The sequence below is a fragment of the Slackia sp. CM382 genome (genome assembly GCF_000293015.1).
Classification (GTDB): domain Bacteria; phylum Actinomycetota; class Coriobacteriia; order Coriobacteriales; family Eggerthellaceae; genus Slackia; species Slackia exigua.
Map to the genome: position 1 here is coordinate 271,137 of NZ_ALNO01000001.1, position 14,321 is coordinate 285,457.

Annotated in this window: 12 protein-coding genes; 4 read left to right on the top strand and 8 right to left on the bottom strand. The window is 62.4% G+C overall.

The window, feature by feature from the left end; translation table 11 throughout:
- Positions 1-195 precede the first annotated feature (195 nt).
- Together HMPREF1155_RS01090 and HMPREF1155_RS01095 are read left to right on the top strand one after the other, a co-directional pair.
- Positions 196-1,560, top strand: a complete 1,365-nt coding sequence (locus HMPREF1155_RS01090) for a CDP-glycerol glycerophosphotransferase family protein (RefSeq protein WP_009076119.1) — start codon at positions 196-198, stop codon at positions 1,558-1,560.
- Positions 1,561-2,877: a CDP-glycerol glycerophosphotransferase family protein gene (locus tag HMPREF1155_RS01095; RefSeq protein ID WP_009076494.1), complete on the top strand. Its 1,317-nt coding sequence runs from the start codon at positions 1,561-1,563 to the stop codon at positions 2,875-2,877.
- Between the two features lie 94 nt (positions 2,878-2,971).
- On the opposite strand, the gene HMPREF1155_RS01100 is transcribed toward HMPREF1155_RS01095, so the two are convergent.
- From HMPREF1155_RS01100 to HMPREF1155_RS01130, 7 genes are all read right to left on the bottom strand, one after another.
- Positions 2,972-3,997, bottom strand: a complete 1,026-nt coding sequence (locus HMPREF1155_RS01100) for a zinc-binding dehydrogenase (protein ID WP_009076334.1) — start codon at positions 3,995-3,997, stop codon at positions 2,972-2,974.
- The gene (locus tag HMPREF1155_RS01105) at positions 3,998-4,705 is read right to left on the bottom strand and encodes a 2-C-methyl-D-erythritol 4-phosphate cytidylyltransferase (RefSeq protein WP_009076241.1); all 708 of its coding nucleotides are present in this window, start codon (positions 4,703-4,705) and stop codon (positions 3,998-4,000) included.
- Positions 4,706-4,774: 69 nt separating this feature from the next.
- Positions 4,775-6,697 carry an MBL fold metallo-hydrolase gene (locus tag HMPREF1155_RS01110; RefSeq protein ID WP_009076083.1) on the bottom strand — a complete coding sequence of 641 codons (1,923 nt, stop codon included), beginning with the start codon at positions 6,695-6,697 and terminating at the stop codon, positions 4,775-4,777.
- A gap of 136 nt (positions 6,698-6,833) precedes the next feature.
- A complete protein-coding gene (locus HMPREF1155_RS01115) occupies positions 6,834-7,952 on the bottom strand; it encodes an endonuclease (RefSeq protein ID WP_009076469.1) in 1,119 nt (372 codons plus the stop codon).
- Positions 7,953-8,189: 237 nt separating this feature from the next.
- Positions 8,190-8,816: a class I SAM-dependent methyltransferase gene (locus tag HMPREF1155_RS01120; protein ID WP_009076390.1), complete on the bottom strand. Its 627-nt coding sequence runs from the start codon at positions 8,814-8,816 to the stop codon at positions 8,190-8,192.
- A gap of 86 nt (positions 8,817-8,902) precedes the next feature.
- Entirely contained in the window at positions 8,903-10,345 is a 1,443-nt protein-coding gene (locus tag HMPREF1155_RS01125) for a DUF4013 domain-containing protein (protein WP_009076153.1), read from the bottom strand.
- 219 nt (positions 10,346-10,564) lie between these two features.
- On the bottom strand, positions 10,565-11,098 hold the full coding sequence (locus HMPREF1155_RS01130; RefSeq protein ID WP_009076180.1) for an adenine phosphoribosyltransferase: 534 nt from the start codon (positions 11,096-11,098) through the stop codon (positions 10,565-10,567).
- Positions 11,099-11,317: 219 nt separating this feature from the next.
- On the opposite strand from HMPREF1155_RS01130, the gene HMPREF1155_RS08955 reads away from it, so the two are divergent.
- Together HMPREF1155_RS08955 and HMPREF1155_RS01140 are read left to right on the top strand one after the other, a co-directional pair.
- Positions 11,318-11,458, top strand: a complete 141-nt coding sequence (locus tag HMPREF1155_RS08955) for a hypothetical protein (RefSeq protein ID WP_009075987.1) — start codon at positions 11,318-11,320, stop codon at positions 11,456-11,458.
- A gap of 180 nt (positions 11,459-11,638) precedes the next feature.
- On the top strand, positions 11,639-12,937 hold the full coding sequence (locus tag HMPREF1155_RS01140; RefSeq protein ID WP_009076463.1) for an O-acetylhomoserine aminocarboxypropyltransferase/cysteine synthase family protein: 1,299 nt from the start codon (positions 11,639-11,641) through the stop codon (positions 12,935-12,937).
- 81 nt (positions 12,938-13,018) lie between these two features.
- Here the strand turns inward: HMPREF1155_RS01140 and mnmA are convergent, their stop codons facing one another.
- Positions 13,019-14,107: a tRNA 2-thiouridine(34) synthase MnmA gene (gene mnmA / locus HMPREF1155_RS01145; RefSeq protein WP_009076338.1), complete on the bottom strand. Its 1,089-nt coding sequence runs from the start codon at positions 14,105-14,107 to the stop codon at positions 13,019-13,021.
- Positions 14,108-14,321 lie beyond the last annotated feature (214 nt).

A 14,321-nucleotide genomic window follows, 5' to 3' on the forward strand; every position in this document is an offset into this window, starting at 1 on the left:
GTCTCGTGTCTCGGTCGAACTTCGAGCTGAAATCGGCCTCTCTAGGCCGTCAGCCCTCGAAAACCGCAGCCTCTGCACCTCGATGCCATCCGTGCGAAGGCGCGATCCCGGCTAGAATACGCGAATCGCGCTGAAAGATGAACTCACCTATAATTCAATCCGCATGTTTTCCTTTTCATGATCGAGGCACCCCTCATGAGCATTCCTCAAAAGCTCCGCTCCGTCGCGAAGCGCATCGCCAAGGATTCCCTTTTCGGCCGGCGCATTCCCGCCGCATATCGCGCGGCGGCACAGGCGCCCGTCGATCCGCGCAAGGTCGTCTTCCTCGAAAACAAAGATGACGACCTGCCTGACAGCTTCGCGCTCGTCGAACGATGCGCACGCGAACGCTACGGGCTCGACACCGTCTTCATCTCGCTGCATGAAACGAGCGTGCCCCGCACGCGGTACTTCGAGAACTGCGTGGCTGCCGCGCGGGAGATCGCCACGGCCCGCTACGTCTTCCTCAACGACGCATCGCAGCTCGCAAGCTGCCTGCCCCTTCGCCCCGAAACGAAGATCGCCCAGCTCTGGCATGCCTGCGGCGCCTTCAAGAAATGGGGCATGTCCACGGCCGGCCTCGCCTTCGGCGGCACGCGCGAAGAGCTGCTGCGTCATCCCTACTACGGGAACCTGTCGCTTGTGACCGTCTCGAGCCCCGACGTTGCCTGGGCCTACGCCGAAGCCATGGTGCTCGAGGACACGCCCGGCATCATCAAGCCCCTCGGCGTCAGCCGCACCGACGTATTCTTCGACGACGCGTTCCTCGCCGGCGCCCGCACGCGGCTCGAACACGCGTTTCCGCAGGCCGAAGGTAAGAAGGTCATCCTGTACGCGCCGACGTTCCGCGGGCATGTGAGCAACGCGACCGGACCCGACGTGCTTGACGTCCGTGCGCTCATGCATGCGATCGGCGACGAATACGTGCTGGTCGTCAAGCATCATCCTTTCGTGAAGCATCCGATGCCCGTTCCCGACGATTGCCAGGATTTCGCCTTCCTCGACGACGGCAGCCTGCCTATCGACGTGCTTCTCAGCTGCGCCGACGTCTGCATCTCCGATTATTCGTCGCTCGTGTTCGAGTATTCGCTTTTCGGGCGACCCATGGCATTCTTCGCCTACGATCTGGATGAATACAAGGATTGGCGCAATTTCTACTACGACTACGACGAGCTTACGCCCGGCCCCGTGCTGGCCACGAACGAGGAACTCGTCGACTACCTGACGCATGTAGACGAGCGCTTCGACGCCGCGCAGGTCGAGGCCTTCCGCGTGAAATTCATGAGCGCCTGCGACGGCCATGCAACCGAACGCATCTGCACCGAGATGTTCAGGGATGCGCCCGCGCGAGACGATGGGCGGAATGACGAAGACGCCCGGAGCAATGCGGCTCCCCGACATGCTGGCGCACCGAGCGAACCGCATGGACCATCCGGCTTTTCGAACGCCGAAGCCTCCGACGCGTCCCGTATGTCGCGCGCATCATCAAGCAACGCCGCAACGGTAGAGAGGCGAGCCTGAATGAAACACGCCGCCATCGCCTGCGCCCGCGTCGTCTACAACGGCCTCTACCAGCTCTTCTGCTTGATGTTCACGCGCCGGAACGAAGTGCTGTTCGCCTCGCGCCAGTCGAACAGCCCCAGCAAGGACTTCAAAATCCTGGCCGAACGCTTCGAAGCCGGCGGATGGAAGCCGGTCATGATCACGCGCACGTTCAAAGCGAAGCATGCGATAGCCTACGGCGCATCGACCATACGTCAGCTCTATCACCTAGCGCGATGCCGCGCATGCATCGTGGACGGCTACAACCCGGCCGTAAGCCTCGTGAACATGCGCTGCGAAACAAGCGGACGATCAGGCATTCAGGCGAACGCCGATCGCAGCGTGCTGGACGCTTGCCCGCATGACGGCCTCGACGACCCGTGCGATCCTCTGAACGGCCGCGCAGCGACGACCACCGCGCAGGCCAAGGTCGCCCAGAACGGCATGCATGCCGGCACGCCCGATGGCACAGACGCACCCATTCATGACGAATTCCCCGAACGTCCCCTGGTCATGCAGATCTGGCATGCGTACGGTGCCTACAAGAAATTCGGCTACCAGGCCATCGGCACGCGCGAAGGCCGTTCGCTCGCCGCTGCGCAAGCCGTGCGCATGCACCGCAACTATTCCTGGATCCTCTGCAGCGGCGCATGCAACCGCAGCGTGTACGCACAGGCGTTCTCCTACCCCGTGGAGCGCGTTGCAGCGCTCGGACGCCCCAGCTTCGACGAGCACGACGAGCTGCGTCGACAGGAGGAAGAGGCCGACCGCGCACGGCGCGAGGAAGGCGCGCGGACAGTCATCCTCTTCGCTCCCACCCTGCGCCGTTCCGACGAATCCCAACACCCCTTCGTCGAGCTCTACGACCATGCGGACGAAGCGCTCGCAGACGTGGATGCCGAATTCCGCTGGTCGTTCCACCCGATCGAGAACCGCGGGCACATCGGGCCGAGCGGCATCGCGTCGCTTATCGGCACGGACATCGTGGTGACCGACTACTCGTCGATCATGTACGAAGGCGCGCTTCTCGGCAAGAAGGTCGTGTTCTACGTTCCCGACCTCGATGAATACCTGGAATCCCCCGGACTCAACTTCAATCCGCTCGCCATCGCACCGGGCATAACCTGCACGAGCGAATCCGAGCTCGTCGCGCTTCTCGAGCGCTTGGCGAACGACCCTGGATCCTACGACCGCCAAGCGCTCGATCGCCTGATCGGCGACACGTTCGTGCACCCGGGCGATTCCACGACCGATGCCGTCTTCGCATTCATCGAAGCGCATTCGTCCATGCGTTAGAATATGCGCGCCAGTGCGATTCATGGGAGATACGCTTAAAAAGGCTTGCAATCCGATGCGCCTCGCGCCTTCACGCGTCGGCGCAATGCATCGCTTAGATATGCCAGCGCATGACCGTCTTGCCGAGACGCTTCTGGATGTCACCCTCGAAGGCCGCCGTCGCATCGGCGATGGAACACACGTCGAAGACCTGCCCCACGATGCGTTCGAGGTATGCCGGCACCGACGGCTGCGCCCGGTACAGATCGAGCGTTTCCTGGAAGTCGATGCGCCCCGAACGACTGCTGCCGAACACGCGCAGCCCCTTTTCGAGCACCATGCGCGTGTTGATGGGCACGGCGTTTTCGCTCACGCCCATGAGCGCGATGCAGCCTTCGGGCTGGATATGGTCGATCGCCTGGTCGATGGCGCTCTGCGACCCCAAGCCGCCGGCGCATTCGAATGCATGGGCGACGATGAGGTCGGCGGGAATCGCGTTCGTCAAATACGTGCCGTCGACGAACGTGAAATCGGCAAGCTTGTCCTCGTTGCGGCCGAACACGTAGACCGCGGTGCGAGGAAAGCGCTTCTTGATCAGAAGGGCCGTGATGAAGCCGACGTTGCCGTCGCCCCAGACGCCCACCGACGAGCGATCCGCGTGGGCGAACGCGTCATAGCGTGAAATCGTATGCGTCGCCACGGACACGAGCTCGGTGAAAGCCGCAACGTCTTTGTCGATGCCTTCGGGCAAGGCCACCACGCGATCGGGCACGGTGCGTACGAGCTCCTGCATGAAGCCGTCGGCGCTCGATGCGCGAAACTTGCTCGTGCGCAGGTAGTTCTCGGCGATGACCTCATGAGATTCGCACGGAAGATTCGGAATCATGACGACGGCGTCGCCAGGCGCGTAGGTGCCGGTGTTGTCCAGCACCACTTCCCCGATGGATTCATGGATAAGCGCCATCGGAAGCTTCTCGGCCATGATGGCGGCACCGCGCGTTCCTTGGTAGTAACGCTGATCCGCGTTGCAGATAGACAGGTGCGTCGGGCGCACGAGCAAGGTGCCTTCATCGATGCTCTCGTCGCGTACGAGCATCTCGAAGCGGCGCGGCGCGGTCAGCTGATACACGGTGTTCAGCATTTAATCCTCGATCCCCAGGAGCGCCTGCGCGATCTTGAGATCGGTCGGATAGGTGATCTTGATGTTGGATGCGGTGCCGGGCACGAGCGCGACCTTTCGATCGCGCAGGACGAAGATCTTGCATGCATCGGTCAGGATGGCGCGCTCCTCGTTCGAAAGCGAGGCATACAGGCTCTTGAGCGTACCGATCTTGAAGGTCTGAGGCGTCTGGCCCTGGAACATGCGGCTTCGTTCGGGAACCGCGTCGATCACCGTGCCGTCGACGCTTTCGACGATGGTATCGGTGGCGGGAATCACGGTGTCGCAGGCATCGTGGGAGGCCATGGCGTCAAGGTTGTCCTTGATGATGCGGTAGGTGACGAACGGACGCACCGAATCGTGCGTGACGAGCACGGCGTCGTCGTCGATGCCGAAGGCGTCTTCGATATAGGCGATGGCGTTCATGATGGTGTCGTTGCGCCGCTCTCCGCCGGCGATGACGACCAGCCGGTCGCTTTCCCCCACGTAGGTGCGCAGGATGTCTTTGGTCGGTTCCACCCAGGCATCGGGACAGAGCACGATGACCTTCTCGAATTCGGGCATGACCAGGAACTTTTCGACCGTGTGCGCGATGATGGGCTTCTTGTCCAGGAGCAGATACTGCTTGGGTTTGTCCTGGTTGCCCATGCGCGTGCCGCGGCCTCCCGCCAGAATTGCAGCGAAGTTCATGATGCGTCCTTTCCTGCCCCGTCCGAGAATCAGTCGCCTATTGTATCCCAAGCATGCGGAGATGCTTCGTTATCGCGCAGACTCCTTCGCCGCCTTCTTCTCGAATTCCTCCTTGGTCATGTCGTACGCGCCGTCGGATCCGACGTGCCACGATCCGATCCAGGTGCTGAAAGCCATCGAGCCGTCGTCGTACAGGTAGTACCACAGGCTGTCCAGTTTGATCCAGCCCGTGTCCATCGCGCCGGACTCGCGGAGGTGATACCAGGTTCCGTTGCGGTTAAGCCAGCCGGTCTTCATGGCACCCGACGACGTCAGGAAATACCAGTTCCGCCCTTCTTTCAGCCAGCCGGTGTCCATGATGCCGTCGACGGCGAGGTGGTACCACTCCCCGCCCGACTTGATCCATCCCGTGAGATACCGCCCCGACTCGCCGAAGAAGTACCAGTTCGTGACGTTATTTCCCTCGACTTCCTGCCAACCGGTCGCCATGCGGCCCGAGCTGCGCAGGAAATACCATTCCGACCCATCTTTATACCAGCCGGTCTGCATGGCTCCCGAAGAGGCGAGGTGATACCAATAGCCCTCGTCCTCAAGCCATCCGGTCTTCATACGGCCCGAAGGCGCAAGATAATACCAACGGCCATCGATCTTATGCCACCCGGTGTCCATAACGCCGTCGGCGTCGAAGTGATACCACGCAGTCGACTGGTTCCATGCGAGCTTCTGCCATCCGGTGCGTTCAACACCCGTCGACTCGTCGAAGTAGCGCCAATCGTCGCCGACCTTCGTCCAGCCCGTCGCGCACACGTCCGCGTTATCGAAGAAATACCTGGCTCCGTCGTACCAGTACCAACCCGTTGCGGCGGCGGCCGCGTCGCCGACGCGCGCATGCAGAAGCGAGGAGCCTTCGATGCGGCCGACCGTGGCCGTAGGCCGCTCGTTGATCGAAACCTCGTCGCCCATCGTCACGACGATGGCGGGAACGCCCGCGGCAATCGCATCATCCGTCGGATAGTACTTCGTTCCCAACTCGAACAGGTGCTGCATGGTCGGCCAGTACATGTTCCTGCGCCGCTGCGTCTGAATGGCGAAATCGGGCGAAAGCGTTTCAAGGTAGTTCCAGGTGTTCGACCGATAGAGGCCATGGTGGCCCACCTTGAGCACATCGACATGCCCGAGCTCGGCCGCCAGTTCGTCCTCAAGGCCCGGTTCCTTCTCGGGATCCTGGTCGACGCGCGTCACGTTATTGATGTCGCCCGCAAGGAATGCGGAATGACCGTTCGCTTCCGCTTTGACGCCGAGCGAGAAGCAGTTGGCATCGTATACGGGATGCTCCTCGTAATCCTCGGACGTGTTCATGATGGTGATGCGCATGTTCCCGAGCATGAACACGGGATTGCCCGTGGTGCGCGCGACCACATCTTCGGACGTCTGATCGGGCGATACGGGCGCCCCTTCGTCGAAGTGCTGGATGAGCGTGGCGCCTGTTTCTTGAGCAGCCGCGATCATGCGGTCGTAGATGAACAGGTTGTCCCACAGGCGATCCGGTTCGGTGACGTATTCGTCCTTGTACGGCTTGATGTAGACGCGCTTGGGTTTGAATTCGCGAATCACCTGATCGGCCATGCTTATGTGGTCGCTATGCGGATGCGTTCCGATATAGAAGTCGAAATTATCTTCGTTGACCCCCAGGCTGCGCAGATAGCCGAGAACCTCGTCTTCCGACCCTCTGCCGGTCGTGATGCCGTCTCGCCATGGGTACCGAGGATCCGAACCGTCGGGCCAGAAACTGTCTTCGCCTGAATCGACGATGCCGAAATGGCCGTCGCTTTCCAGGACGATGGCATCTTCGGAGATGAGCGAGATCACATGAATGCGCTCGTCAGCATGGGCGATGGACGGCACGGCGCCCGCATGGGCGACGGCCGCCGCCAGCATGAGCATTGGCGCGAACAGGAACAGGCGGTCGAATGACCTGAATGGTCGGTGCATCTTGACTGGTTTCCTTTGCAAAGGGAGCGGACATCCGTCCGTATGAGGGAACGAATGCGGTTCTAACTACGGCAAGCTGCATGATGATACCGCATGCCGATGTCAGACGCTACAAAACTCCCGCCGCCGTCGGCTTCTATTCGTTGAGCGAGAACGTGAGCTTGACGGGGTTGTGGTCGCTGAATTCGAATCCTGTATCGATGTTCTCGGCCGTGGCCGTCACGTTGTCCGACACGATGAAGCCGTCAATTGTGGTCGTGTACGTCACGCCCTTCTGATACGGGATGTCGTCGCCACGGCACGTCGGAACATCGGCAAGGTTGCTCGCCTCGACGACCGAATAGCCTTCGGCCAGATCCTCGGAGGAAAGCGTCGCGACCCAGCTCGGCACCTGCTGCTCGGAAGGATATATCTCAAGGCTGCCGCACAGCGCGTGGTTCCAGTCGCCGCCTGCGATAACGTAGTTGCCCGCTTCGTATTCTTCCTTGAGCACCTGATTGAGCATCGCAAGCTGCTGGGCGCGGACCGTGCCGCCCTCGTCGTACGCGGACATATGGCTGTTGATGAGCACGAGCTCCTTGCCGTTGTCCACGGGGATGCGAAGGACCTCGAAGCAACGGTCGAGATCGAAGAACTTGGCGGGGAACGCATCCGATACCGGATAGCTGCGACGCACCGCGCTTGCGACGTGCGCGTCGGCCATCGTGAGGAGGCCGGCATTCACGATGCCGTGCGGGTCGGTCAGCGGATACGCCAGAAACGCGCTGTGGAAGTTCGACGCGTAGGTCGATCCGTAGCCGGGCATGGCGCCCTTGATGGCATCGACCTGATTCACATGATAGCTGCGCGTCGAATCGACGTCCGCCTCCTGGAACAGAGCGAAATCGGGATCGAGGGCTTGGGTGGTCGCGATGGCGCCCTGGGTGCAGGCTTCGACGCTTTCCTTGCTCACGGCCGTGCCATGCGTGCCTTTCTTCGGCGTTCCGTCGGCCATGACGCCTTCGTCCATGAAGAACGTGTAGTCGGGCGTATACGCCCCGAACCCGATGTTGTACGTGGTCGCGGTGTATTCCGTTCCCGCCGACAGCGTCTGCAGGACGTTGGAATCCGTGACGAGACGTTCGTTGTCGTCGATCCGATAGTAGGTGATCTGCATATACGCGACATAGCACCCGACGACGAGCACGATGAACACCAGAAGCGTCGAGATGATCTTGAGCACGGCCCTGAGCGCCGCTCCAAGCGGTTTCGTCATGAACGACCCTTTCCCTTTCCTGCATGCAATGCGTCACCATTCTATATGACGAACACGCAGCATGAACGGAAACGAAGGGACGAGCACGCCGAGCCGCGCCGAAAAGCTGAAATCGGACAGGGCGGATATCGATCCTCGCGTAGGAACACGGCAGGGTGGGCAAGCGTACGCACCGAGCTCTTGAATCGGTATGAAGCGCCAGAAGGACACGGCAGGCCGAAAGTATTGGGGATCCGATCAGGCGCGACGGGCCAGCACGACCATCCAACGCTCGCTCGGATGCGTGCGCACCTCGATGCGGTCGAAGCCCGCTTCCTCTAGGAGGGCTGCAAGATCGTCGCCCGTATACATCGACATCCCCGAAAACGATGCGGCCATCTCGCGGTCGGATTCGGCCGTGCCGTCCACCTCGTTCGAGATCATGAACGTGCCGCCGCGACGAAGCACGCGCGCGACCTCGGAAAGCGATCGGCGGATATCGGGCCAGAAATACACGGTCTCGAACGCGGTCGCCACATCGAAGGATGCATCGGCGAAGGGAAGCGCCATCACGTCGCCTTCGACGATGCGGCAGGAACCCTGCGCAATGGCCCGTGCATTGAACGAGCGCGATTTATCGACGCTCGTCGGAGCGTAATCGACGCCGGTCACGCTGCCGCGCGGACAGCGCTCGACCAGACGCGCGACGTTTGCGCCGCCGCCGCAGCCGATATCGATCGCATCGGCCGTATCATCGATCGAAAGCTGCGTGAAGCTCCACGCGGAAAGCATCGCGTGACGGCCGCCGTTCATGCGCTCGAGCATGGTCAGGCCGCCCTCCCCTTCGGGACGCGCGGGATTCTGGTCGGAAGGAAGCGCAGACATGGAAATCATCTCCTTATTCGCAGAAAGACGCCGACCGCAACGGAGCGGACGGCGTCTTGGAAGGACATGCGCGACGAGCCGGAAGGTTATTTGCCCGTCTCGTCGGAAGAGGATGCGTCATGAGGCGCAGATGCATCTCCTTCGCCGGCATCCGCATCGACAAGCGACGGCGCTGCGGCCGGAGGCGTCGGCGGAACCGCGGGCGCCGCGGCCTGCACGTCGGTGCCGGCCGGAACCGATGCCTGCGCTGGGAGCTCGGGCGCCGAAGAAGCGGCAGGAGCCTGCGCTGCCGAAGCAGGGACCGTCTGAGGGTCGGTCGGAGAAGCCGGAGCAACCTGTTCAGGAGCAGCCTGTGCGACCGAAGCGACCGGAGCGGTCTGATTTGCCGGAGCAGCTTGAGATTCGGCCGACTCAGGAGCCGCGGCCTGCGGTTGCGGCGCGAAAGCCGCCGTCTGCGGTGCGGCAGCCTGCTGCTGAGGCTGTGCGAAGCCTTGATCCTGCGCGAACGGCTGGTAGCCGCCTTGGGGCTGCTGGTACTGCTGCCCGTATGCCTGCTGCTGATACGGATTCGGCTGCGGCTGGGCGCCCTGCTGCGGCTGGCCGCCCTGGGGCTGCTGATACTGGTTCGGCTGCTGCCATGCGCCGGCCGGGGCGTATCCACCCGGGAGCGGAGCGTCCTGAGGACCCCAGGACGGAACGTTGAATTGCGACGTCCAATAGCCGAGGGCGCGCGTCGTGATCATCTGGAGCCACGCGCTCACGCACATGAGCGCGTATATGAGAAGCGTGAAGACGAGCATGAACACCAGGAAGCCGGCGCCTGCGCTCGCGATCGCCGTCATGATTTCGGAATCGGACATGGTTCCCGAAGACGCGTTGATCACGGGAACGAGGATCGACATCAGGAAGGTGAAGCAGACGATGAAGAGCACGAGGCCGAATATGAGACCGAAAATAAGGCCGAACAGGAGGTTCATCGCGAAGATGCGCACGATGCCGTTCGTGTCGCGCTTCAGCATGCTCCAGTCGTTCTTGATATTGAAGCCTGCGGACAGCGAGTCGTAGATGCTGATGCGCATGCTGCCGGCCCAGCCTATGAATTCCACAAGCACGTAGAGCGCAAGGGAGACGAGCGAGAGCAGGAACCCGAGCGCCATGGCTCCGCCGGAAACGGGCGGCACCGACCCGTAATACGACCCGCCGGCCAGCAGCGCGAAGTACCCGCTGTTCGTCAGCATGTCGCTGAAGGTCGAGATGATGCCGGGAATGAGCCCGAGCACGAACATGAACACGAAGATGAGCCCGCCGCGCGCCCAGAGCCGCGTATCGTTGTTGCCGAAGATCGTGCGCGGCAGAGGATTGCGCACGTTCCATGCGGCCTCGCGCGCCCATCCATAGAGGAAACCGTTCTGGACGATGGTGCCGAGGATCGGGATCATATCGAGAAGGCCCAGCTTGAGCACGTTCTTGAACCAGCCGGGCGAGTTCTTCACGTCGTTCCATGCGGTCTGGAAGTACTTGATCTGCACTGCGACCACTTCCTTTCTCGTGGCGATGCATGCTGTCCGATCTTCGACGTCGAAAGCCGGCCGCCGAAGGCCGAACGCACGGCGCGGATCGCCTTACAGGGTTGATGATGCTGCCACTATACCGCAGGAGACGAGGTCATCAAGGCCTTGACACCGTATCGATACCGTTTCTTGAAACACCTGTTCACATATGCTTTTCAACGCATGGGAGGGAGGCGCCTACCTGACCTTCACGAGCGAGAAGACGTCGGCATCCGTCGCGCGTGAAATGCAGGTGCGCGGCTCGAGGAATTCAAGCTCCATCAGGAACCCGAGGCCCGCGAGACGTGCGCCGAACTTCTGCACCAGGCGGATCTGCGCGACGGCCGTGCCGCCGGTCGCCACCAGATCGTCCACCAGAAGGACCACGTCGTCGGCGCACAGCGCATCCGCATGGATTTCCAGACGGTCGACGCCGTATTCAAGTTCGTATTCCTCGGAAAGCGTCGCGCGCGGAAGCTTGCCCGGCTTGCGAGCAGGAACGAAGCCGGCGTTCAAGCGATACGCCACAGGCGCGCCGATCATGAAGCCGCGCGCCTCTGCGCCGACGACCTTCGTGACGCCTGCATCCTTGAAATGGTCGACGATCGCGTCGATGACGGCCGAGAATCCTTCCCCATCGGCCAGAAGCGGCGTGATGTCCTTGAAGACGACGCCCGGCTCGGGGTAATCGGGAATGCTGGCGATCTTGCTCTCGAAGTCGAATGCGACCATGAGAATCCTTTCGGGACGCGAAGCCCGCGCGAAGCGGCGCCCATCGGCGAATCAAACCGCGCCATTGTACTACGACTCCGTTCGCACGCGGACCGCCCTTCGTCTCGATCCCGATTGTGAAGACTCCTCCGCATATTCTTAAAACCTATTGACCTTATTGGTTAGTGGGTTATTGTGTCGTCATCACAGGACGGCACGACGCTCGGAAGGAGGCATCGCATGACCGAGAAGTTCAACACGCTCAACCGGGGCTGCTACGCCACGCACGACATGATCTTCATGCGCGCATCGATGCCTTGCAGGCGAATGCCCTGCTCCCGAGCGAATCTTGCAGTCCTTTTCGGCGAAATCTCCGCCTGAGGGCCGCGCGCGCCGATAGGCATCGGCGCGGCCTCGTTCGGGAGGCATACGGGCGCTGCTCCCGGCCTTCCGCATTCATTCGAATCGGATTCGTGGCAGCCGGGAACGCGCCCGAGCGCACTGCTTCGCCCTTTTCCCTTTGCATCATGACGAACGATTTCGCATTCGGAGGAACGAACCATGACTGAATACCGATTCGAGACCAAGGCCCTGCATGTCGGGCAGGAACAGGCCGATCCCGCATCCGACTCCCGCGCGGTGCCCATCTACCAAACCACGTCGTACGTCTTCCGCAGCGCGCAGCACGCCGCCGACCGCTTCGGGCTGCGCGATGCCGGCAACATCTACGGACGCCTGACCAATTCCACCCAAGGCGTCTTCGAAGACCGCATCGCGGCGCTCGAAGGAGGCGTGGCCGGGCTTGCCGTGGCATCCGGCGCGGCGGCGATCACCTACGTCATCCAGGCCCTCGCCCGCAGCGGCGACCACGTGGTCGCGCAGAAGACCATCTACGGCGGCACGGCCAACCTGCTCAAGCACACGCTGGCGCCGTTCGGCATCGACACGTCGTTCGTGGATGCCCAGAACCTCGCGGAAGTCGAATCCGCCATCCGAGACACCACCAAGCTCGTTTTCATCGAAACGCTCGGCAACCCGAATTCCGACATCCCCGACGTCGACGCCATCGCGAAGATCGCCCATGCGCACGGCATCCCCGTGGCCGTGGACAACACCTTCGGCACGCCGTACCTGTTCCGCCCGATCGAGCACGGCGCCGACATCGTCATCCATTCCGCCACGAAGTTCATCGGCGGGCACGGCACCACGCTCGGCGGCGTGATCGTGGACGGCGGCACCTTCGACTGGGCTGCGTCGGGACGCTTCCCGCAGTTCTCCGAGCCGAACGCCTCCTATCACGGCGTGTCGTTCGTCCAATCCGCCGGACCGGCGGCGCTCGCCGCCTATATCCGCGCCATCCTGCTGCGCGACACCGGGGCCTGCATCTCGCCGTTCAACGCCTGGCTCCTGCTCCAGGGAACCGAAACGCTCGCCGTGCGCCTCGACCGCCATATCGAGAACACGAAGAAAGTCGTCGAATACCTGGCGGCCCAGCCCCTGATCGAAAAGCTCAACCACCCGAGCCTTCCCGGACATCCCGACCACGAGCTCTACGAGCGCTACTTCCCCGATGGAGGCGCGTCGATCTTCACGTTCGAGATCAAGGGAGGCAAGGAAGCCGCGTATGCGTTCATCGACAACCTGAAGATCTTCTCGCTGCTCGCGAACGTCGCCGACGTCAAGAGCCTCGTCGTGCATCCCTACGACACCACCCATGCCGAGCTCACCGCCGAAGAGCTCGCGGACGCAGGCATCACGCAGGCCACCATCCGCCTATCCATCGGCATCGAAGCCGCCGAAGACATCATCGGCGATCTTGACCAGGCGTTCCAGGCCGTCTCCAACATCGTGGCGGCATAGGTCGGGAATTTCCGAAAGAAGAGGTCGAGCGGACATCCCGTTCGACCTCTCTTCATTCCCGTCTCGTATGCGCAGGGCCGATCAGAACGTCGAGACGACGGTGCCGCCGCCGACGACCTCATCGCCCTGATAGGCGACGACGGCCTGGCCGGGCGCCGCGAGGCGCGCGGGCGACGCGTAGACGATGCGGACCGTGCCGTCCTGCCTGCGCTCCACGCGCGCCGGATGCAGAGTCTGGCGATAGTGCGTCTTGACCATGACCTCGAAAGATGCGAGGTTCTCGGGATCGACGATCCAGTTCCAGTCGTCGGCGACGCACCCGCCGGACAGCAGGGAATCCTTCGGCCCGACGACGAGCGCGTGATCCCGCGCGTCTTTCGCCACCACGTACAGAGGCTCCGATGCGGCGATGCCGATGCCTTTGCGCTGCCCCACGGTGAACGACTCGATGCCCGAATGCCGTCCGATCACCGCGCCCGCCTCATCGCGGATTTCTCCCGGCTGCGGCGTATGGCCGGAATAGCGCTCCAGAAAGCCGACGTAGTCGCCGTCGGGAATGAAGCAGATATCCTGGCTTTCGGGTTTGTCTGCATTGATGAAGCCCTGTTCGGCGGCGATCGCACGCACCTCGGACTTGCGCATGCCGCCGAGCGGCAGCAGCGTGCGCGCCAGCTGGCGCTGCGTGAGCGAATAGAGCACATAGCTCTGGTCTTTCGACGCATCGGCGCCGCGCACGAGGGCGAATCGGTCGCCGCGACGCACGATCTGCGCGTAGTGGCCCGTCGCCACATAGTCGCACCCCAGGTCGAGCGCCCGTTCAAGCATGCTTCCGAACTTCAGTCGGCGATTGCAGTCGATGCACGGGTTCGGCGTGCGCGCCGTTTCGTACGCGCGTACGAACGGCTTGATGACGGCGTCTTCGAAACGATCGGTGAAATCGATCGTGCGATGGGCTATGCCCAAACGGCGCGCGACGCTCTTGGCATCCTCGACGTCGTCCAGGCCGCAGCAGGCACGGCTCGCGCACGAGTGCGCGTCGCGGCCGGGCAGGTCGCTGCCATGCAGGCGCATCGTGGCGCCGATGACTTCGTATCCCTGCTGTTTGAGCACGTATGCGGTAACGCTCGAATCGACGCCGCCGCTCATGCCCACCATGACGCGTTTCGTCATCGGCGGACCGCTCCTTCCCCGGGCAGGCTGCTCGGATTGCCCCACGATGCCTCGAGAGCGCACGCGAAGGCTGCGCGCGCCCTAGGACGCGGCGGCATCGAAGCCGCATGATCCACGCATATCATCATGTGAAGCCTCCTTTCCCTGCCGCATTGCATTCCGCGCATCAAACCATGCGGGAATCGTGCGGAACGCCCGTCATAATCCGCCGGAT

What these genes read in the sequence shown, in the direction of transcription:
- HMPREF1155_RS01140 (WP_009076463.1), top strand. Translation starts at nt 11,639, where the DNA reads ATGACTGAATACCGATTCGAGACCAAGGCCCTGCATGTCGGGCAGGAA.
- HMPREF1155_RS01090 (WP_009076119.1), top strand. Translation starts at nt 196, where the DNA reads ATGAGCATTCCTCAAAAGCTCCGCTCCGTCGCGAAGCGCATCGCCAAG.
- HMPREF1155_RS01120 (WP_009076390.1), bottom strand. Translation starts at nt 8,816, where the DNA reads ATGTCTGCGCTTCCTTCCGACCAGAATCCCGCGCGTCCCGAAGGGGAG.
- HMPREF1155_RS01130 (WP_009076180.1), bottom strand. Translation starts at nt 11,098, where the DNA reads ATGGTCGCATTCGACTTCGAGAGCAAGATCGCCAGCATTCCCGATTAC.
- mnmA (WP_009076338.1), bottom strand. Translation starts at nt 14,107, where the DNA reads ATGACGAAACGCGTCATGGTGGGCATGAGCGGCGGCGTCGATTCGAGC.
- HMPREF1155_RS08955 (WP_009075987.1), top strand. Translation starts at nt 11,318, where the DNA reads ATGACCGAGAAGTTCAACACGCTCAACCGGGGCTGCTACGCCACGCAC.
- HMPREF1155_RS01095 (WP_009076494.1), top strand. Translation starts at nt 1,561, where the DNA reads ATGAAACACGCCGCCATCGCCTGCGCCCGCGTCGTCTACAACGGCCTC.
- HMPREF1155_RS01105 (WP_009076241.1), bottom strand. Translation starts at nt 4,705, where the DNA reads ATGAACTTCGCTGCAATTCTGGCGGGAGGCCGCGGCACGCGCATGGGC.
- HMPREF1155_RS01110 (WP_009076083.1), bottom strand. Translation starts at nt 6,697, where the DNA reads ATGCACCGACCATTCAGGTCATTCGACCGCCTGTTCCTGTTCGCGCCA.
- HMPREF1155_RS01100 (WP_009076334.1), bottom strand. Translation starts at nt 3,997, where the DNA reads ATGCTGAACACCGTGTATCAGCTGACCGCGCCGCGCCGCTTCGAGATG.
- HMPREF1155_RS01115 (WP_009076469.1), bottom strand. Translation starts at nt 7,952, where the DNA reads ATGACGAAACCGCTTGGAGCGGCGCTCAGGGCCGTGCTCAAGATCATC.